Source organism: Olivibacter sp. SDN3 (assembly GCF_014334135.1).
In the GTDB taxonomy this organism is placed as follows: Bacteria; Bacteroidota; Bacteroidia; order Sphingobacteriales; family Sphingobacteriaceae; genus Olivibacter.
Genome location: NZ_CP060497.1, coordinates 5,751,828 through 5,770,601, shown reverse-complemented (window position 1 = coordinate 5,770,601; position 18,774 = coordinate 5,751,828). Strand labels below are relative to the sequence as shown.

20 protein-coding genes are annotated in these 18,774 nt (G+C 37.2%); 11 read left to right on the top strand and 9 right to left on the bottom strand.

The window, feature by feature from the left end; all coding sequences use genetic code 11:
• Positions 1 to 33: 33 nt before the first annotated feature.
• From kdpF to H8S90_RS24325, 4 genes are all read right to left on the bottom strand, one after another.
• A complete protein-coding gene (kdpF, locus tag H8S90_RS26520; RefSeq protein WP_187343176.1) occupies positions 34 to 111 on the bottom strand; it encodes a K(+)-transporting ATPase subunit F in 78 nt (25 codons plus the stop codon).
• A gap of 13 nt (positions 112 to 124) precedes the next feature.
• On the bottom strand, positions 125 to 358 hold the full coding sequence (locus tag H8S90_RS24335; protein ID WP_187340356.1) for a hypothetical protein: 234 nt from the start codon (positions 356 to 358) through the stop codon (positions 125 to 127).
• Positions 359 to 916: 558 nt separating this feature from the next.
• Positions 917 to 1,858 (bottom strand): 1-phosphofructokinase family hexose kinase, encoded by a 942-nt coding sequence (locus tag H8S90_RS24330; protein ID WP_187340355.1) that lies wholly within the window; start codon positions 1,856 to 1,858, stop codon positions 917 to 919.
• 32 nt (positions 1,859 to 1,890) lie between these two features.
• The gene (locus H8S90_RS24325; protein WP_187340354.1) at positions 1,891 to 3,231 is read right to left on the bottom strand and encodes a sigma-54 dependent transcriptional regulator; all 1,341 of its coding nucleotides are present in this window, start codon (positions 3,229 to 3,231) and stop codon (positions 1,891 to 1,893) included.
• Positions 3,232 to 3,564: 333 nt separating this feature from the next.
• Here H8S90_RS24325 and H8S90_RS24320 point away from each other — a divergent pair, with 333 nt between their 5' ends.
• The 8 genes from H8S90_RS24320 to H8S90_RS24285 all read left to right on the top strand — a co-directional run bounded on the left by H8S90_RS24320 (position 3,565) and on the right by H8S90_RS24285 (position 9,709).
• A complete protein-coding gene (locus tag H8S90_RS24320; protein WP_187340353.1) occupies positions 3,565 to 3,741 on the top strand; it encodes a hypothetical protein in 177 nt (58 codons plus the stop codon).
• Positions 3,742 to 3,933: 192 nt separating this feature from the next.
• Positions 3,934 to 4,344: a mobilization protein gene (locus H8S90_RS24315; RefSeq protein WP_187340352.1), complete on the top strand. Its 411-nt coding sequence runs from the start codon at positions 3,934 to 3,936 to the stop codon at positions 4,342 to 4,344.
• Complete coding sequence (locus tag H8S90_RS24310) at positions 4,326 to 5,609, top strand: relaxase/mobilization nuclease domain-containing protein (protein ID WP_187340351.1); 1,284 nt, start codon at positions 4,326 to 4,328, stop codon at positions 5,607 to 5,609. The genes H8S90_RS24315 and H8S90_RS24310 overlap by 19 nt, the downstream gene beginning before the upstream one ends.
• Positions 5,606 to 7,633, top strand: a complete 2,028-nt coding sequence (mobC, locus tag H8S90_RS24305) for a conjugal transfer protein MobC (RefSeq protein ID WP_187340350.1) — start codon at positions 5,606 to 5,608, stop codon at positions 7,631 to 7,633. Before H8S90_RS24310 ends, mobC begins: the two co-directional genes overlap by 4 nt.
• A 107-nt stretch (positions 7,634 to 7,740) precedes the next feature.
• Positions 7,741 to 8,301: a hypothetical protein gene (locus tag H8S90_RS24300; RefSeq protein ID WP_187340349.1), complete on the top strand. Its 561-nt coding sequence runs from the start codon at positions 7,741 to 7,743 to the stop codon at positions 8,299 to 8,301.
• Between the two features lie 204 nt (positions 8,302 to 8,505).
• The gene (locus H8S90_RS24295; RefSeq protein ID WP_187340348.1) at positions 8,506 to 9,066 is read left to right on the top strand and encodes a MauE/DoxX family redox-associated membrane protein; all 561 of its coding nucleotides are present in this window, start codon (positions 8,506 to 8,508) and stop codon (positions 9,064 to 9,066) included.
• 34 nt (positions 9,067 to 9,100) lie between these two features.
• Entirely contained in the window at positions 9,101 to 9,388 is a 288-nt protein-coding gene (locus tag H8S90_RS24290; protein ID WP_187340347.1) for a hypothetical protein, read from the top strand.
• Between the two features lie 75 nt (positions 9,389 to 9,463).
• The gene (locus H8S90_RS24285; RefSeq protein ID WP_187340346.1) at positions 9,464 to 9,709 is read left to right on the top strand and encodes a hypothetical protein; all 246 of its coding nucleotides are present in this window, start codon (positions 9,464 to 9,466) and stop codon (positions 9,707 to 9,709) included.
• A 68-nt stretch (positions 9,710 to 9,777) separates the two neighbouring features.
• Here H8S90_RS24285 and H8S90_RS24280 read toward each other — a convergent pair whose 3' ends face one another.
• From H8S90_RS24280 to H8S90_RS24265, 4 genes are all read right to left on the bottom strand, one after another.
• Positions 9,778 to 11,148, bottom strand: a complete 1,371-nt coding sequence (locus tag H8S90_RS24280) for a redoxin family protein (protein ID WP_187340345.1) — start codon at positions 11,146 to 11,148, stop codon at positions 9,778 to 9,780.
• A gap of 23 nt (positions 11,149 to 11,171) precedes the next feature.
• Complete coding sequence (locus tag H8S90_RS24275; protein ID WP_187340344.1) at positions 11,172 to 12,554, bottom strand: RagB/SusD family nutrient uptake outer membrane protein; 1,383 nt, start codon at positions 12,552 to 12,554, stop codon at positions 11,172 to 11,174.
• Between the two features lie 10 nt (positions 12,555 to 12,564).
• Positions 12,565 to 15,531: a SusC/RagA family TonB-linked outer membrane protein gene (locus H8S90_RS24270; RefSeq protein ID WP_187340343.1), complete on the bottom strand. Its 2,967-nt coding sequence runs from the start codon at positions 15,529 to 15,531 to the stop codon at positions 12,565 to 12,567.
• 366 nt (positions 15,532 to 15,897) lie between these two features.
• Positions 15,898 to 16,512: a hypothetical protein gene (locus tag H8S90_RS24265; RefSeq protein ID WP_187340342.1), complete on the bottom strand. Its 615-nt coding sequence runs from the start codon at positions 16,510 to 16,512 to the stop codon at positions 15,898 to 15,900.
• A 507-nt stretch (positions 16,513 to 17,019) separates the two neighbouring features.
• Between H8S90_RS24265 and H8S90_RS24260 the strand changes: the two genes are divergently transcribed.
• The 3 genes from H8S90_RS24260 (at position 17,020) to H8S90_RS24250 (ending at position 18,329) form a co-directional block, all read left to right on the top strand.
• Entirely contained in the window at positions 17,020 to 17,415 is a 396-nt protein-coding gene (locus H8S90_RS24260) for a helix-turn-helix domain-containing protein (RefSeq protein WP_187340341.1), read from the top strand.
• A 2-nt stretch (positions 17,416 to 17,417) separates the two neighbouring features.
• Complete coding sequence (locus tag H8S90_RS24255) at positions 17,418 to 17,771, top strand: helix-turn-helix transcriptional regulator (protein ID WP_187340340.1); 354 nt, start codon at positions 17,418 to 17,420, stop codon at positions 17,769 to 17,771.
• Positions 17,772 to 17,876: 105 nt separating this feature from the next.
• Positions 17,877 to 18,329 (top strand): soluble adenylyl cyclase-like protein, encoded by a 453-nt coding sequence (locus tag H8S90_RS24250; RefSeq protein ID WP_187340339.1) that lies wholly within the window; start codon positions 17,877 to 17,879, stop codon positions 18,327 to 18,329.
• A gap of 35 nt (positions 18,330 to 18,364) precedes the next feature.
• Here the strand turns inward: H8S90_RS24250 and H8S90_RS24245 are convergent, their stop codons facing one another.
• Positions 18,365 to 18,574, bottom strand: coding sequence for a hypothetical protein (locus H8S90_RS24245; protein WP_187340338.1), 210 nt, complete (start codon positions 18,572 to 18,574; stop codon positions 18,365 to 18,367).
• Positions 18,575 to 18,774: the final 200 nt, after the last annotated feature.

The following is an 18,774-nucleotide window of genomic DNA, read 5'->3' as shown; positions in this document are numbered from 1 at the left end:
TTTCTCATTTTCTGTCTTTGATCGAGCCGTAGGTCAAAACTTTTCCGGGTTAAGGAGTACATAACAGATATACGCGAATACTCCTATGGCAATGATGAATAATATGGTCATATAATTTTTACTATTAGAGGCACCACATGTTTACATTTTGCTTTTTATTACAGGGGAGTTTTAATTTTTCAAGAATAGTCTTGATATATCCCTTGCACAACTCCATCGGTAATAAATCCATATGCCCTTTCAGGTTTGTAGAGCTTTCTTTAAGTGATAAGTAGGTCTCGGATTCGTTGATCTGCGAAATATTGTTTAGTCGTTTTCTGGATCCGGAAACCCATTTCTGGATAATTTTTGTTTTCATTTTAAATATTGTCAAAAAAATCAATTGATTTGAAAAAAAGGGCATAACAGGCTAAGCCAGTTACTATTAATATTGTTATCATGTTGTTTGGTTCTATTATTTTGTTAGTAAAATTGTGTTATTAAAGCACCAAAAGCTATTACAATTGCTAATAGCAACAGTATTAAATGATAAGTTTTCAACCAAGAGGGGAAAGATGTTAATCTTCTGGCTGGTCCATATTTGAAGTTACTCTTTATCATAGCATTATTTTTTTTACTGACGACTAAGCCAAACAATGTTCCAGTTGATCAGAGTTGTTTTTAATAATTTGATATTGAGTTGATTATCTGTTTTTTGGGTGAACTTGAACAGTTGTACGTCGCTATCAAAATGAGAAGGTTTTCTCAAAATGAGTATGCAGGTTATCTTGCAGGTGCTTTTATTAAACCGAAGAAAAGGTAGCATTTGATATCTGCTTATGTAGCCTTAGGATAAAAGGCCTTTGCTCATCTATACAAATGTCTGTAGGCTTGATAACAGAAAGGAGTAGGCAATGGAATTTAGATAGATTTGCAGCTAACCGTTGATCTTTTGTATCTGCTGATACAGGCGGTCAACATCTTTTTTTTGGAATAATCCGGTACCCTCTGCCATTGTTGTAGCAGAGCCGCAAGCAACACCCATGCGGAGCATATCAGCGGATGTACCACCATTCGCCAAAATAGCAACCATACCTGCAACCATACTGTCACCTGCTCCGACGGTACTGCGCTTTTTTACCACCGGTGCGGAAACCTGAATTTTTGCTGTTTCAGTGTATAGTACGGCACCTTGGGCTCCAAGTGAAACGACAATCATTTCCGTCCTTCCATCAGCAATAATTTTCCGTGTAGCCTCATCGACGGAAGTTTCATCGAGCTCATCTATTCCTGAGAAGGCGGCCAGTTCCCCGATATTGGGCTTTATTAAGAACACACCCTCTGCCAAGCCTTCTTTTAGTGCTTCGCCAGAGCTGTCCAGAATTACCTTACTTCCCTTGGATTTGCATAAGCGGATAAGTTTCCTTAAAAAAGAAGGGGCAACGCCGGGAGGGAGGCTGCCGCTAATGACCACAAGTTCCGGAAATTCATTTATTTCATGGATGGTGCTTATAATGTGTTGTTGTTCTTCTACCGATATCTTATCTCCGGGAAAACCAAACCGGTATTGTTGATTGTTTGTAGTGTCTACTACAATAAAATTCTCTCTGGTCTCGCCACCGATCGATAGCGGCATTACATGGAGCTGTTCTTGTTCTAACAGCTCTACCAGTAGGTGGCCTGTCTTTCCCCCGTAAAGGAAAAGTGTTTCCGATGCCGTTCCCAAACGTTTCAGCGCTCGGGATACATTTATTCCTCCTCCTCCCGGTTCGTATTTTGGTGGGTCGCAACGAAGCTTCTTTTCGGCAATTATTCCTTTCACGGCGCTGCTTTTATCAACAGCTGGGTTCAGTGTAATGGTCAATACGGTCTTTTTCATTTATAAATCAATGTTTTAGTTATAAACGGAAATTATTTAACCTTGATGCTATATTCATCAATCTTACGGTATAGTGTCGCTATACCAATTTCGAGCAAACGTGCTGCTTCGGCTTTATTGCCATCGGTATGTTGAAGCACCCGTTGTATATGCATTTTTTCTACACTTGCCATGGACGAAGCCGATAGCGGAGACGTAGGAGATTTGATATGAATGTCAGCCGGAAGAAGATCAATATCCAAAGTGTCCTTGTCTGCCAGAATTGCACTTCTTTCGATGACGTTTTTTAGCTCCCGTATATTACCCTTCCAACTGCAATTCTCTAATGTCGCAAGGTAGTCATCAGTTAACGTAAAAGACTTACGGTTTGTTTTGATAGCAAACAGCTGTGCATAATGAAAAGCTAGAAGTTTAATGTCACTTTTCCTTTCCCTTAATGCCGGAAGGTCAATAGTAAAAACTGAAAGCCTGTAGAATAAGTCGCTACGGAAATGCCCCGCATTTATTTCTTCTTCAAGATTTCTATTGGTAGCTGCAATAATGCGTACATTTACTTTTGTTGGCTTCACGTCGCCCACCTTTAAAAACTCGCCAATTTCCAGCACACGTAGTATTTTTGCTTGAAGTTCTAAGGCCATTTCACCAATTTCATCCAGGAAAATTGTTCCTTTGTTCGCCTCTTCAAAAAGACCTTTCTGATCTTTCATTGCTCCGGTAAATGCTCCTGCTTTGTGTCCGAATAGCTCGTTCTCCAATAACTCCCTGCTGAATGCCGAACAGTTTATAGCCAGGAAATTTTGATTGTTTCGACTACTGGCCTGATGTATCGCCTGAGCAAAAATTTCTTTACCTGTTCCCGTTTCCCCTGTTAGAAGTACAGTAGTGTCCGTATCGGCAACTTTTTTAGCCAATTCGATAGCTTTTGTAATCGCCTTTGATTTTCCTATAATTTTGGAGAAGGAATGCTTATCTCCAAGTTGTTTTTCCAACTGTTGCACTCTTTTGTTGAGTGATACTTTTTCGCTGGCTTTGTACAGAAGGGGGATAATTTTGTTGTTGTCATCTCCTTTGGTAATGTAGTCAAAGGCCCCGTTCTTGATAGCTTGTACACTGTCAGGAATATTTCCGTAAGCTGTGAGCAGTATTATTTCGATTACCGGAAATTTCTCCTTAATGGTTTTGGCGGCATTCAGACCATTTCCGTCAGGTAATTTGACGTCACAAATCACAATATCGATATCAGACAGCTCTAGGCGCTTCAGACCGGATTTAATGTCTGATGTCTGTGAAACTTCAAAACCCTCAAAACTAATTATTTTAGCAAGTAACTTACGAAGTTTTTCTTCGTCATCTATGATAAGTACCTTAATCAAAACTGAAAAATTAAATACAAATGCAAAAATAATTCTTTTTAGTGCCGGATTGCACAATTCAACCATTAAACTTTACTGATATTTGTTAATTTATTTAGTGTACCTATCTACCTGCCAATCCAGCTTGAAATAACAGGCCTCTGGAAAATATATCTTCGAAAGTCAATAATAGGGGAGCTATAATAATAGGCATATTCTGTTCAATTTTTAGTAATTTGCTATAGTTTAAAATATTCTCAAAATCTCTTTCATAAATCTTTAACCACTCCCCAACAAGTTGTCAAATAGGGCAAAAACTTCCGAGCAATTTTGACTGAAATTAAAGTCAAAGACATGAAAAATAACGCAAAAAGTAAGACAGTTAGAAAACCAGATTTCCCAAAAAATCTGAAACCGATCATTAAGCCTACAAAAAATCCAAGAAAACAAATAAGGCAATTGTTACGCTCTTTTATTCCACTCCATCCCCAACAGGAAATTAGCGATAGTTATCAGCAGTTTCCCAATTAGATCAGAGGTAAAATCAGGATAAAAAAGTAATTCAATAACCGGAGTTTAGACTACGTTCGGGCAGGTGAGTTACAACCAACGAGGGTCGGCAGCAAAGATGTATTTTTGCATGCAAAAACCTCTTTGCCGTCCTTGAGGCCGATGACTTTTGCTCGGAACTCGCAAAGTCTGAACTTCTATTAGGTGTATGATATGCCCAGGAGAAAAAGTCGCTATCCAGATGATCTATTAAACCACAATATCATCATCAGGGTAAATACAGAAACATTTCGTAAGCTCGAAAAGCTGCAAAAGGAAAGTGACTGTTCGTCTATAGCAGAAGTGGTAAGAAAAATCCTTGCCAACCGGAGAATCACTTACCTGCATAGGGACATTTCCATGAACGGCCCAATGGAAGAACTTGCGTTGATCCGTAAAGAGATCAAGGCGATAGGCATCAATATTAACCAACAGACCCACCGCTTCCATATAAGCCAGAGCAATGGAGAACGTGCTTTCCATGCCCTGAAAACTGCTAATGTCTATAAGCAGTTAGATCCAAAAATAGATCGCCTGTTAGAAGTCGTTTCAAAGCTTGCTGAAAAATGGTTGCAAAGATCATAATAGGAAAAAACATTCGGGGAATCCTGCATTATAATGAGCAAAAAGTGTCAGAAGGCAACGCTACGCTCATTATGGCCAGCGGCTTTGCCGCTGATATCGGAAAACTGAATTTCCACAATAAGCTCCAGCGGTTTGAGCACCTGACCAGTCTCAAACCCAGTGTAGAAACGAACGCACTCCACATTTCTCTGAACTTCCATGCCAGCGAAAAGTTGGACGACACCAAGATGCAGCAGATTGCCGCAGCTTACATGGAGCGTATCGGGTTTGGCGAGCAGCCCTTTCTTGTCTACCGACACAGCGATGTTTCGCACCAGCACTTCCATATTGCAACCGTCAACATCAAACGGGATGGCACTCCTATCAATCTTCACAATATAGCTAAGATAGAATCCGAACAAGCTAGAAAGGCCATAGAAGAAACGTTCGGACTGATTCGTGCCGAAAGTAAAAAATACAGGGTAGATCCATCCATTAAAGCCATCGATCCGGAAAAGGTGAAATATGGTCATCTTCCAAGCAAAAGAGCGATCAGTAATGTAGTTACAGAGGTAAAGAACAATTACAGGTTCACCTCACTCGCTGAATTTAACGCAGTACTTAGACAGTTCAATGTAACAGCAGATCGAGGACACGAGGATAGCGAAATGTTCAGGAAAAAAGGATTGCTCTACTCGTTATTGGATCATCAGGGCAATAAAATCGGTGTACCAATTAAGGCAAGCAGTTTTTACGACAAGCCTATTTTAAGCAGGCTGGAAAAGAAGTTTGAGAAGAATGCCGAAAACAGAAAAGTCCATCGGGGCGATCTTAAAAAGCGCATTGATCAGGTGCTGAATAAGTACGAACGGCTTACCAAACAAACCTTACTTTCAGAACTTCAAAAAAAAGGAATAGCCTTAGTGTTCCGTGAAAATGGAGAGGGGTTTATCTACGGTATTACCTTCGTTGACCATCTTCGCAAAACGGTTTTTAACGGTAGTAGTCTTGGCAAGAGCTATAGTGCAAAAGCAATCAAGGAACTTTTAAACGATTCCGACAGGATAAGAACTTATCTGAAATCACCTTCGACAGCTACAGGTTACCTAAAACTTACGCAGCAGAAAAAATACCGTTCCAATACCGAAAAAACACCTGCACCATCACACTCAATATCCTCAACAAAAGAGCTACTGATAGCACTACTTACCCCTGAACACCCGGACTTTAATCCACATTTCAAGCAGAAAAAAAGAAAACGTAAAGGCAAGCCAAGACATTTATGAATACAGGAGAAGACATACAGGGACTTCGTAAAATCGTAGATTTTACACGGCTCATCAGCATTTTCATTTTAGCGATACATTTCTATCTCACTTGCTATAGAGCATTCGAGCAATGGGGATGGACAGCAGAAATAACCGACCGGATCATAGGGGTTATTACAAAAACAGGACTGTATTCAGGAATTACTTTACCCAAGCTCGCAGCATTGGGACTGCTCTTCATATTCCTACTTGGTATAAAAGGGAAAAAAGATGAGAAAATGGAGATCAGAACTATTATCGCCTATCTGATTACCGGACTGATCCTATATTTTATCAGTATCCTTTGTTTTTATATCCCAACCAATGTTGAAATTATTGCAGCACTTTATATCATCATTACTACAGCGGGCTACCTATTAATCCTGACAGGCGGTACTTACCTTTCAAGACTTATAAAAGATAAGCTTAATAAGGATATTTTCAATATCGACAACGAAACCTTTCCTCAAGAAGAGCGATTTTTGGAAAACGAATTTTCAATTAATCTTCCCGCCAAATACCGTCTGAAGGATAAATTTAGGAACAGTTGGATCAACTTTATCAATCCTTTTCGGGGGCTGTTGGTGGCAGGTACTCCGGGAGCAGGAAAAAGTTACTTCGTTATCCGGCACATCATTGACCAACACATCAGGAAAGGTTTCAGCATGTTCATCTACGATTTCAAGTTTGATGACCTTACTAAGATAGCATATAACAAGCTTTTACAATACCATAATAATTATGCCGTCAAACCAACATTCTGGGTAATTGACTTTGATACAATCTACCACCGTTGCAATCCTTTAGATCCCATAAGTATGGAAGACATAACAGATGCGACCGAAGCAAGCCGTACCATTATGTTAGGATTAAACAGAACGTGGGCCACGAAAATTGGCGATTTTTTCGTCGAAAGTCCAATAAATTTTTTAACCTCGATTTTATGGTTTTTAAGGAAATATGAAAATGGCAGGTATTGTACGCTGCCCCATGCAATAGAATTAATGCAAGTGGATTATGACCCGCTTTTTGCGGTATTACAAACGGAAGAAGAGATTAAGGTATTGATTAATCCCTTCACGTCAGCCCTACAAATGAAAGCAAAAGAGCAACTTGAAGGACAGATCGCAAGTGCCAAAATTGGGTTGGCAAGGTTATCATCACCCAAAATGTACTATGTTTTGAGCGGTAACGATTTTACGTTAGATATAAACAATCCCAAAGAACCTAAGATCGTAGCTATGGGGAACAATCCCCAAAAGCTACAGACCTATGGAGCAGTTCTGTCTTTGTACATTAACAGGATGATCAAGCTCGTTAATAGAAAGAAACAGCAAAAATGCTCTCTCATCTTTGACGAATTTCCAACAGTTTATGTTGGAGGTTCAACGGGTGTAGACTCACTTTTGGCTACTTCTAGAAGCAATTTTGTGGCAACCACATTGGCGGTTCAAAATTACGAACAGTTAAAGAAAGATTATGGTGGGGAACAGGCCGACGTTATTACGAGTATAGTGGGCAATATCATTAGTGGTCAGGTTACCGGAAACACAGCCAAGAAGCTATCCGAGATTTTCGGCAAAATAGTTCAGGATCGGGAAAGCTTAAGCATAAACAGCAGTGATACATCCATATCGAAATCTACCCAGCTAGACTTCGCCATCCCTGCTTCCAAGATCGCAACGCTATCTTCCGGTGAGTTCGTTGGAGTAGTTTCTGATACCCCAGATAGTAAAATACCTCAAAAAATCTTCCATGCAGAAATACAGAACGACCATGAGGCAATTAAGGAAGAAGAATCGAGATTCAAAGATCTGCCTATGGTGGCGCAGGTTACGAATGAAGATATCCAGGCAAATTACATGAACATAAAAGAGGATATAGAACGTCTCGTAAGAACAGAATTGGCTAAGATAACACAATCGTTACCTAAAGAACCAGATTCGGAAGAAAAGGAGAATGCGCCTTCAAAGAGCACGGATTCTGATACTTTATCACTTTAACAGCCTTCAATAACGAACTTATTAAATTGGGTGGTCATTTTTTACCACCCTAACCACCCACTTTACGTATAAAATAATTCTTTCTTAGCATTATAGATATTGAAGTTATGGAAGAATTACGCTCAAAACTATCAACTCTCAAAACAGCCGATATGAAAGCAATTAGTTTGCTCGAAGATCTTTTTGTACCAGTAAACTTTAAAAGAAATTTATTACTCTCATCCAACCTGACGGGCATTTCAGCAGCCAATCTTTACTATATCTCGAACGGTCTGGTCAAAGGGGTAATTTCAGGCCTCAAGAATGAATACTGTTTATGGATTATCAATCAGGGCTTTATAGTTCCGGGTAGCGGTTTTCTCACAGGAATTGAAACGAACGAAAACATAGAAGTTTTAGCCGAAACTAGAGGTTATTCCCTAAACCTTCTTCGAGCAGATACCATTGCCCGCAATAATATCAATATGTACCGTATGCTTTTAGAAATTTATGAAGAGACTTTATTGGAAGGTAGAAAAAGAGAGATTATGCTACGGATGAAAAAAGCTGCTGACCGCTACAAATATTTTCATAAAAATTACCCCACGCTAAGCAATAGGCTAACCCTTGAACAGCAAGCAGAATATCTACACATTGATCGCAAATATTTCTACAACATAAGAAATTAATTTGAGGCCGCTATTCCCTTTCTTTTCTTGAAAAACAGCAATAATAGGTTTGTAATGATCGTTTTTGTCAGAATTCTGACACCCTTTATGTCAGAATTCTGACATCAGATATGTCGGATTTATGGAAAAAGTTTTCAGAATTTACTACCTAAAATATATTGTTGTCTCCTTAATTTTATCACACTATATCACACATATAAAATTATGAAGGCAGTTATTTCATATTCGAAGAGCATATTTATACATCTTTGGCACACTGTACAAAATTTTTGGAACGTCGCTCGCTCTTGGGACTGGAAGGAGATTTTTTCCGTAGCAGTAGTAATGTTGACAATCTTACTATTTTCTTACACCGCAGTAAGTAAACTACTAGACCATGAAAGATTCGTGTTCCAAATGCGTTTGGCTCCAGTCCCACTGATGAAGACTGTGGCACCTTTTGTAGGATGGATTCTTCCGTTTATTGAATTGGCAGTAGCATTTATTCTCTATAAGGAAAAAACCCGATACCTAGGATTTATCGCCTCACTAATATTAATGATTCTTTTTGAAATTTATATCAGTTGGATGAAGATTGTCTCAATAACAACAGGTGTCGATTTACCTTGCACGTGCGGAGGTATCATATCCCAGATGGGTTGGGGACAACATCTAATCTTCAATGCAGTTTATATTATCCTTTTGGCTCTAGCAATATATTGGCACAAAAAGGAACCGCTTGGAAATGATAGATTTAAGCTAACAAATATTTATGAGAAACCATAATTCAAACTGTTTTACTTAATAAAATCCATAGGCCATGAAAAAGCTAAGTTTGAAATCAAAAATTCTTTTAGGCGCATTGCTTCTTGGAAGCGGGGGAGCAACAGCAAACGCCATAAACGGTAAAGTCGTTTTTCAGGAAACAACATACAACTGGACACATTTTAACACAGACGGTAGTCCAAGTGGATTATTTTTATTGGGCGCAACAATATCTAACGCAAGGACAACACTTGGATGTCCAGGGTTAACAAACATTGTTTGTGCATCGGGTGAAAGAGTCTCTGGGTCAGGGCCAATGATAGCTACAATCTATTACGAATAACATCACAATTCATATATTTTTTAACTCCTTAAATTTAATGCTATGAAAAAGCAAAGTTTAAAATCAAAAATCCTGTTGACAACATTTCTATTAGGTAGTGGTATCGCAGGTGCAACTGAAATCGTCAATCATTTTACCAGTTCAACACAGCAACAGTACAGTTGGCAGCAGGTGGATAGGCAAGGCAATAACATTGGGTTGCCTTTCAATGATACAGTTTCAGGTGCTCAAAGTAGAACTGGGTGTAGTGGTGATGAAGAGACATGTGCAACAGGGACATCCGGTACTTTGCCTCCAGTTACTATACAATACAATGATTAGCTACTATAAATTGTATTGTATAGTAACACCAAATGGATGAATAATTTCATCCATTTGTTGTTAGGTTGTTATTTGTCGCTAATTACTAATATGGGATATGGTTTGATTTTTTTATTAAAAGAAAAGCCTAAATTCTCCAAACGTTTCATAATAATTTCTAAATCTATCCCATTTTTACCGATATCTATACCTAGATCCTGACTGAAGTCTATCTCAAGATCGAAATAATATGGATAATCTGATTCATCAACTATAGGTTCATTCAAATTTTTAAAACTTCCCATTAGGAATTTAGCTAGATCTTTTGTCGTGATATTTTCAGCAATTAATTTTGGATATTCAATTCTAATTGGTGAATAGGTGTGTTTTTCAGGCATCTTAGATCTCATTTTTTTTAGCTTTGAAGCATTGCCTTTCAGAACGATGCACTGAATCTTTTTTTCGACAATCTCTGTTTTATAACCAAAAAATCTATCCAAATCTTGAAACATATAAGTGACAAAAAGACTATCTTGTATTCTTTCTGGAAGTACCAATTCATAACAAAAGAGATTATCTCTTGACCACAATTCATGGTTTTCATATTTCGAATTCAAGAGTAATTTATTATTGTTCTTTAAAGGTCCTAAAAGCCTTAGACTATCTTTTACATCTGCTTGTATGAGATAAGGCTTATAATTGGGTTGAAATAAACTATATGCATTCCAATAAAGAGTAATAATGCGATTGTTAAATGCAAAGAAACGGTTTACTTTATGATCCTTATAGTCCACTAATACTCCACTGTTGATTTCAGGTATCATTGGAGTGATTATGGAACGGTACTTATACATTTGGTCACCCAAATGGAAAGGCTGCAAAAAATCAAAATTCAGATTATCTTTTTTTTCCTGAAGATCGGGTGGAATGTCCTGATTTGCTAAAAAGTAACTAATGTTGCCTTTACTTATGTGTTCACCTCCTGTTATTGCTTTAATTACTCCTATAGAGTCAATCCAAATATTGTGAGGTAAATACCTATGTTTAAAATATTGGCTAAAGGTAGTGTCATTTGAAACAATCAAAGACGATTTGTTATTAATGTCTATGTTGGAAGGTGAAGACAGAAATCTTTGAACCTCTGAAGAATCTTGGTAGGTTATTGCTAGTGAACTAAAATTTTCTGAAAAATTTATTTTTAAAGAATCTATTTTTTTTAACTCACTTATGCAAGGTTTACACCAAGTTGCCCAAAAATCTATTATTAATAGTCCTTTTTCATATAGATTTTTTATTTTCAGGTTCTTATGATTCTTTCCTATGGTATTCCCTATTGTTAGATTGGGAATTGTGTCCCCAACTTTCAATTCCCTGATGTCGGAACTTAAGGACTGTCCGAGTACATTAGAACAAGATATACTCAGGACAAGAGATATAAAAACACTCTGCTTTTTAAACATGTCTCTTCAGTTGAAATTATAATTCAGTATCCTGAATTTTGAAATAAATTTGGGTTATATGTGATTTCATCTTGCGGAATTGGCAGTCTAGTACTTATCCCTGAACGCCAAGATGATTTATATTTCTCCATAAAATTATCTAGTGTCCCTGAACGCTTTAAGTCCATAAAACGATGACCCCATTCTCCAAAGAGTTCCAATTTTCTCTCATTTTTTATTACTGTTTGGATTTCAGTTATGTTATTATCAAAGGATAGAGGATTTAATCCCGCACGATATCTTATAGAGTTTATATCTTCAATAGCCCCATCGACATTGTTTAAATTTGACCGTGCCTCCGCTCGAATAAGATATATTTCACCCAAACGTAATACCATCAAATATTCAGGCTGACTAGTGTTATTTGTATTGTTCTTGTATTTATTAGGATAATAATAGATGATTTCTATCCCAGTACTTTCAGTTACAGTATTAGACGCTAACCAATCTCTCTTCCTTAAATCATTATCTTCAAAATCATTATAAAGGGACATCGAAATAGGGTAGTTTGGTATTGAAGTTGGGTTTGGGGGAATTAGATTTGTAATAAAAGGAACAAAGCCATTTTGTGTCCATAACTGAAGTATCGCTTCGTCACTACCCGCATAAAATACACTTGACGCATCAGAAAGAAAATACGAATCTGAACTTATAATAGATGATGCCTCCTTTTCTGCTGCTTCCCAATCCTCTTTGTAAAGATATATTCTCGCAAGTAAAGCTATGGCAGCCCACTTGTTCGCTCTAACCTTTCCAGTTCCTTGGTATCCATTCTGTAAACCATTTTTGGCATCGTTTAAATCGGATATTATCTGATCATACACAGAAGAAGAGTCTGCCTGAGATGCTAGTCTATTTTGGTTAACGTCAGTGCTAAGAATTAGGGGGACATTGTCATATAGATTTTGTAAATAGAAATATGAATATCCTCTAAGGAATTTTGCCTCGCACGATAAAAGATTCTTAGTTGTTTCTGTTAATCCATTGCTTGACGACACTTTTTCTATTATGTTATTACATGAATAAATTACCTCATAAAAGCGAGTCCAGATATTTTTATTAGTTGCGTTGTCTATAGAAACGGTACTTTGAAAGAATTGTTGAGGGTCAGTTGCTGAAGTCGTTAACGAATATTCATCCGTATATAGACTTATATTGTTAATGTAAGCGCCACCGACAGATGCGGATACGCTTCCAAGATAAGCATAGGTATTGACCAACGCTGAAACTGCTGATAATGAATCATTGAAAACAGTTTCATCTATTAGTTGATTCTTGGGATTACCGACTTCAATTAACTTTGAACATCTCCAAGAAAGGATTCCAGCCATCAAAATGGTAATTGTAAATATATTTAAAGTTCTCATTTGATTATTTCTATAAGCTAAATTGGGCTCCAAAGATAATTGCTTTAACAGGCGGGATATTCCTGACAGAAGAGCTAATTGCACCAGACTCTGGGTCAACTATTGCTGAATTTTTATCCCAAAAAGTAAATAGATTCTGCATCTGCACGGATAACCTTATGCCTTTTGACTTGAGTGTTTTTTTTATTTTGTCTGAAAAGCTGTAGGAAAGTGAAATATTCTTTATTCTAAAATAGTATACATCGAATAAATTGGCAGTTGAAAAGTTATAGTAAAAATCAGGTAGATTGGAGCTTTTGGGAACCGAAACATTGTCTCCAATATTTGCCCACCTATCCAATACAAGAGAGTAGTTATTGTAAGCATAAGCACCGGGAGAGTATAAAAGTCCTCCCTCTAACATCTGCTTTGAGAATTGGCCAAAGACGTCAAGTTGGAAGTTTTTAAAGATAATACTGTTCCCAATACCTCCGTAAAACTCTGGTGATCGTTTGCCTCTTCTATGGTACCCATAAGGTACAGATGATGCCTGCCCGTATTCATCAGAATATTGACCTAACCCTGTATTTGGATCTACACCAATAAATTGGTAGCCATAAATTCGAGTAATATCATAACCTATTTCATGAGTGTTCCTATAACTACTGTTTTCTAAATCCGTAAAGCTTTCTAGCTTGTTTTTTGGTAATGTGATATTAAAAGTAGTTGACCATCTGAAATTTTTATTCTGAATGTTAACGGTATTAAGCTCAACCTCCAATCCTGAATTTTGAACTACAGCAGGTAAGTTTGCCTGATAACTACTGAATCCCGTTAATGTAGGAATTGGATAACCAACTAATTGATCATCACTCTCATTAAAATAATAGCCAGTTGAAATCAAAATTCTATCTTTAAATGCTCCAATTTCGAGTGCTGCTTCTAGTTTCTTAGTTGTTTCCCATTTAAAATCGTCATTTGCAATTCTTGAAGGCCTCAAACCTGAGATATCCTGATAAAAATTCCCTGAACTATAGGTAGAAAGATATTGATAATCAATTATCTGATCATTCCCTGTTTTGCCGTAGCTTACACGTAGTTTTCCATAGCTCAATACGCTTATATTATCCTTAATCCAATTTTCATTACTAAAAACCCAGGCAAGACCAACAGAACCAAAATTCCCAAAGCGATTGTTCGGACCAAATCGGCTACTCCCATCCCTACGTAATACGCCGTTGAAAATGTACTTCTCAAATAGATTGTATGTAATCCTACCGAATACAGAGGCGTACTTATAATCAGTGAAATTATTAGTTCTACTGTCAACTGTCCCTGCTGATGAAAGATTCTCCATCAAGCTTTCATTACTGAAATTAGATGCCCTTATAAATTGGCTTTCGGAGTTGCTAGATTGATAAGTTGCCCCAACTAAAAACTCCATCTTCGAATGTTGAAAAATCTTCATATATTCTATTTGCGGTTCAACTATAAATGAATTTTTATCGTTGGTTCCAAAATTCGTATAGTTTACAGTTCCCGGATATAAAGAATTTGACGGGAATATCTGTGTTTGCTTTAAATCTATGCTATTGTATCCCGCACTTGCTTTAATATTCAATTCAGGAGTAATTGAATAAGATAGAGTTATATTACCGACTATATTATTTGTTTTTGCGTCGCTGGTTGCCTCTAATTGGGCTAGCGGATTTACACCTGCATACCAATTATAACTATTATCGGGATTGAATAAAGGGTAATTTGGCGGCAATAAAATGCTCTGATTTAAACCAATAGTTGGATTCGGTAAACGGTTGTCATCTGTGTTATAAGTACCCGAAAATATAAGCTTAAATTTTTGGTTATCAGACGAATGGTTTAATCCCACCTGAAATCCCGTTCTCTTATAACTGCTTTCTCCCGCTAAGATGGTACTCTCTTTTCGATAATTTGCTCCAAGCCTAAAACTTGTCAGGTTGTTTCCTCCTGAAACACTAGCTTGGATATTTGTTACATTTCCGTTATTTCCTAAAAGGTATTTTGGCCAATCAACATTCTGGGTCGTGTCCCATACCATGAGGTCTGGTGCATAATCGGGCGATAGAGGATCTGAGGAAGGTAACCTGTTATCATTGAGAAAGGCTTCATTTCTCATTTTTAAGTACTCTTGAATTTCTAATAGATCGGGATAATTGGCAACTGAATTTGTTCCAAACTGGACATTAAAGTCGGCCTGTGTTTGAGCATTTTGCCCTTTCTTTGTTGTTATTAACACTACTCCGTTACTCCCACGGCTGCCATAGATTGCAGTTGCATCTGCATCCTTTAACACAGTGATACTTTCTATATCGTTTGGATTTAAGCTGTTTAGTGGGCTAATCGCACCCAAAATATTTTGTGAAGTCAACGCACCAGCAGGATTAGTAAATGTTCCATCAAATGGCACACCATCAATTATATACAATGGAGACGTACCTGCTGCTATTGATCCTGTTCCTCGAATTTGGATGTTGATATTACCTCCGGGCAAGCCATTTGTGGTCTGAACGAATACTCCGGGCATACGCCCTGATAAAGCGGAAAGAACGTTTGTTACAGGTTGTTGTTCAATTTCCTTTGCGGTAATGGAAGAAATACTCCCTGTATTAAAGCGCCTACTAGTCTCTCCATAACCGATTACTACCGCCTCGTCCAATGAGTTTTCCTCTGGATCAAGATTAAAGTTATAGGATAGGCTACTGTTAATATCAAAATCGATTTCTTTGTTCTGATAACCTAGATAGGAAACTTTGAGTCTCCCATTTTCCTGATCGATGTTGATAGTAAAATTTCCACTTTGGTCTGTCTTGGTAACATTTCGTGTATTGTTGATTTGTATTGTAGCTCCTGCTAGCGGAGCATCGTCAGCACTTGACTTTACCGTTCCTTTTATGGTATAGGTCTGACAGTAGGCTAAATAGCCTGTTAAGGAGAGCATTAAGGTAAAAAGGGATTTCATTTATTTGAATCCCCCTTTCGCTGATGTTCTATTATTGTCTTGACTTGTGCTTAAAACTAAAACTGCTTTGGCAGCAGACCCCTGTCGCATTGGAGCCTGCATCGCCTCAGCAGCAAACACATGATTGTTTAATATTATTATAGATAGTCTTATATGATTAAAATGGGAAAGACATAGCAATCCCCTTATGAGCGTTAAGTCCATTTTCTTTATTAGGGTTGGTTTGGTTTAAAAAGAAGAAATCTCTGGCTTTTTTATTACAGGAGAAGGGAAAGAAAGGGGAATTACACGGGAGATTTTATTATGTTCTTGTAGAGGTTTTTGAGATTTGAACATTCTTTAATTAAGGGGGTACGCAGGAGGTGTCTATTGAGCATAAGACCCTCCTTTACTATTCAGAAATGAGTTTTCCGGTTTTTCTTTTGAAATGGTATATAGGGCAAAAAGAAGGTGCCTTAAATCGTTATTAAACTTGGCAAGTTCGCCTCTATTAGATTCTCCATTGGCAAGAGATGCCAAAAGGTCAAACGCTTCCTTTAACCCATAACGAATAAAAAAGCGTGTAGCGATATCCTTTAGCTGAAGATGTTTTGCCAAAAGCTGCCTTACTACTTTGAAGTCAATATGCTGATCATAATTTGATCTGTTTTCAATATTTTCAGATGTAGGAACTTTGTTAAAAAACGGCTGGTATAGAAGAGATACTGATTGCTTTAGCTTATTGGTTCTTTCAAGATTTTGGTTTTGGTGAGTTTTAGGTGAGGTATTGGTAGGCTCTAAGGTTAAAAGTAGTTTGTCGCATCGTTCTAAAAATGCTACGAGGGAGGATTTTCGATTATCGCTTATCCCTGATTTTTCGTCCAGCGCACAAATAGTAATTGCATCATATAACAACTCAAAGAGCAACCCACCCGGATATTCATTAAAGAAATCTTTAATGGTTTGGTTAGTTGATTGCGATATTTTGTTGTCAATGCTCATTATCGTTATTCATAGATAACGAGCCAAATGTCCGTGCAACTTACCCCCTAAAGAGGGGGTTGGTCGCACACTTAACATCTAATTGTAACCAGGGTACTGCTAAGACCCCCGTACTCACCCAACAAGGTCGGGTTTTCCGTTTCACTAGTCTTTTCAGACAAGCTTATCGCACAAAAAGACATAAGGTGCGCCAACCCCACCTTTTTTTGGGCAGGGGCAAATATAAAATATTTTGGCGCAACACTTATACCTCGTGCGATATTTTAGCAGTTTCGGTTACGAGGCCCGTTGCTACAATTCCTTTTAGAATTGCAAGTGTATGTTGTTCTGTTTTTTTTCTATTCTAAATTATTATGCAATATTTTTATTAACTTTAACTCTCAGTAGAAAGCTATAATGCTTCCTGCCATTTGAATGGTAAATATCAGTGTTTTACAAGAAAAAAGCAATTCGGCATTGTAATTACTTTATTCATCTTTATTACTTTTTGTGGTTATTTTGTAGATTATGAATATAGGTGCTAAACTAAAAAAACTTCGAGACGAAAACGGGTATAGTCAGGAATTTGTGGCTAGTGAATTGGGAATTAGTCAATCAACATACCATAAGCTTGAATCTGAACAAATAAGGCTTACAGTAGAAAGAGCTAAACAATTGGCTAAATTGTATGATATTGATCCAGAATATTTTTTTTCTACAGAAGCAAGTGCAATCTACTATAATAATGGTCAAGGCAATTACCATAACAGTATAAATAGTACTATCGAAACATATGATAATAGAACAGGAGATCTAAACAAAGAACTCTTTGAATTATTGAAAGATGAATTATCTCAGGCTCGGCAGGAGCGAGAAAAATTTACGTCATTATTAGAAAAATTCTTAAACTCTCAAAACAAATAAAAATGGTTTCCTCAATTATAATCGAAGAAGAGAATAAAAAACGAAAATGGACAGTAGAAGAAGCAGCAGAGTTAGCAAAAATTGATATTTCAGAGTTTAAAGCGCTCGCTTTAGGAGAAAGAGACCCAAGCTATGAAGAAGCGAACAAGCTGTCCGCTCTTTATAATTTACCTATTGCACTTTTTGTGTCTTCCAGCAAGCAGCCTATATACGTTAATACCGGTACAGGCACTTACAACAATAGTGTTAATTGTTATATTGGAACATACTCAGGAGATTCAAGCTTGAAGGATTTAGTAAAAGATTTGATTTCAACTATTAAGCCAGATATTGTTTGGCCTAAAGAAGAGAAATAACAGCTTATTTTCACGAATTTATTAGACCACCTCTAATTGAGGTGGTTTTCGTATTTTGTATTATACATTAAAAATTTTTTTAAGAAATTCAGCCGATAAAAGGTTATGGCGAGTCTAAAAGCAACACCTAAACAAATAATTGACTATCTCATGGAGTTAAAAGTGCAGCTAGAGCAAAAGATTTTTCACATAGATAGAACAATTTCATATTTATCCAGTCCGTCTATAAAAGAATTAGGAACTGCTACACCATCTGATGTTGATCAAATTGATATAAATGGCTCTTCAACCCATAAACCAAAAAATCACATAAGGTTAAAACCCGAAGAAAAATTCAATTCCCATTCCAAGCTCGACAACAAAATTGCCTTTGTCCTTACCCAAATTGGTGCTGGATTTAAAGATGATATTGTAGAAGAACTCTTAAAAGTCCAACCTCATCTTGATCCGTATAAGCTAGAAAAAGCGATAGCCGTCAGATTGTCTTATTTGCTAAAAATTGCGGCTATTCAGGGAAGAAAAATTTCTAGGCGTTATGAATACTCTTTATTTGAATAGGTTCACCTTAATGAATAGGTTGGTAAGTGTAGTGACTATATCTTACCTTCCTGTATATCCCGATAAAACTCCATCAAGTGCCAATAATCTGGACAATTGTTATAGTTGCCCTTGAATTGACTTATACACATCAAGGCATTGTCGATGAACTTCTTCGAGTCTGTAATCTTGGCCCATTCTTTCCACCGTATTTGTTTAGGAGGGGGATTGTTTTCAAAATATTCTTGCAGTTCTTGTGGGGTCATGCAGCGAAGATAAATATATTGATTTAATAAATGATGGATTTAGAAACAAGGAAGCCCTTCCGTGAATACGTGTGGGACGTGAGGAGGGCTTCCAACCTAAACCTATTGATACAAACGTACAAAAAACAATGTAGAGGATGCGGTCACCAAAAAATAAAAGCCATTTTGGGATGGCTTTTATCATTATATCTATTATGAAA

Coding starts and splice junctions, on each gene's coding strand:
- kdpF (WP_187343176.1), bottom strand. CDS start 111: ATGACCATATTATTCATCATTGCCATAGGAGTATTCGCGTATATCTGT.
- H8S90_RS24335 (WP_187340356.1), bottom strand. CDS start 358: ATGAAAACAAAAATTATCCAGAAATGGGTTTCCGGATCCAGAAAACGA.
- H8S90_RS24330 (WP_187340355.1), bottom strand. CDS start 1,858: ATGAAAAAGACCGTATTGACCATTACACTGAACCCAGCTGTTGATAAA.
- H8S90_RS24320 (WP_187340353.1), top strand. CDS start 3,565: ATGAAAAATAACGCAAAAAGTAAGACAGTTAGAAAACCAGATTTCCCA.
- H8S90_RS24315 (WP_187340352.1), top strand. CDS start 3,934: ATGCCCAGGAGAAAAAGTCGCTATCCAGATGATCTATTAAACCACAAT.
- H8S90_RS24310 (WP_187340351.1), top strand. CDS start 4,326: ATGGTTGCAAAGATCATAATAGGAAAAAACATTCGGGGAATCCTGCAT.
- mobC (WP_187340350.1), top strand. CDS start 5,606: ATGAATACAGGAGAAGACATACAGGGACTTCGTAAAATCGTAGATTTT.
- H8S90_RS24300 (WP_187340349.1), top strand. CDS start 7,741: ATGGAAGAATTACGCTCAAAACTATCAACTCTCAAAACAGCCGATATG.
- H8S90_RS24295 (WP_187340348.1), top strand. CDS start 8,506: ATGAAGGCAGTTATTTCATATTCGAAGAGCATATTTATACATCTTTGG.
- H8S90_RS24290 (WP_187340347.1), top strand. CDS start 9,101: ATGAAAAAGCTAAGTTTGAAATCAAAAATTCTTTTAGGCGCATTGCTT.
- H8S90_RS24280 (WP_187340345.1), bottom strand. CDS start 11,148: ATGTTTAAAAAGCAGAGTGTTTTTATATCTCTTGTCCTGAGTATATCT.
- H8S90_RS24275 (WP_187340344.1), bottom strand. CDS start 12,554: ATGAGAACTTTAAATATATTTACAATTACCATTTTGATGGCTGGAATC.
- H8S90_RS24270 (WP_187340343.1), bottom strand. CDS start 15,531: ATGAAATCCCTTTTTACCTTAATGCTCTCCTTAACAGGCTATTTAGCC.
- H8S90_RS24265 (WP_187340342.1), bottom strand. CDS start 16,512: ATGAGCATTGACAACAAAATATCGCAATCAACTAACCAAACCATTAAA.
- H8S90_RS24260 (WP_187340341.1), top strand. CDS start 17,020: ATGAATATAGGTGCTAAACTAAAAAAACTTCGAGACGAAAACGGGTAT.
- H8S90_RS24255 (WP_187340340.1), top strand. CDS start 17,418: ATGGTTTCCTCAATTATAATCGAAGAAGAGAATAAAAAACGAAAATGG.
- H8S90_RS24250 (WP_187340339.1), top strand. CDS start 17,877: ATGGCGAGTCTAAAAGCAACACCTAAACAAATAATTGACTATCTCATG.
- H8S90_RS24245 (WP_187340338.1), bottom strand. CDS start 18,574: ATGACCCCACAAGAACTGCAAGAATATTTTGAAAACAATCCCCCTCCT.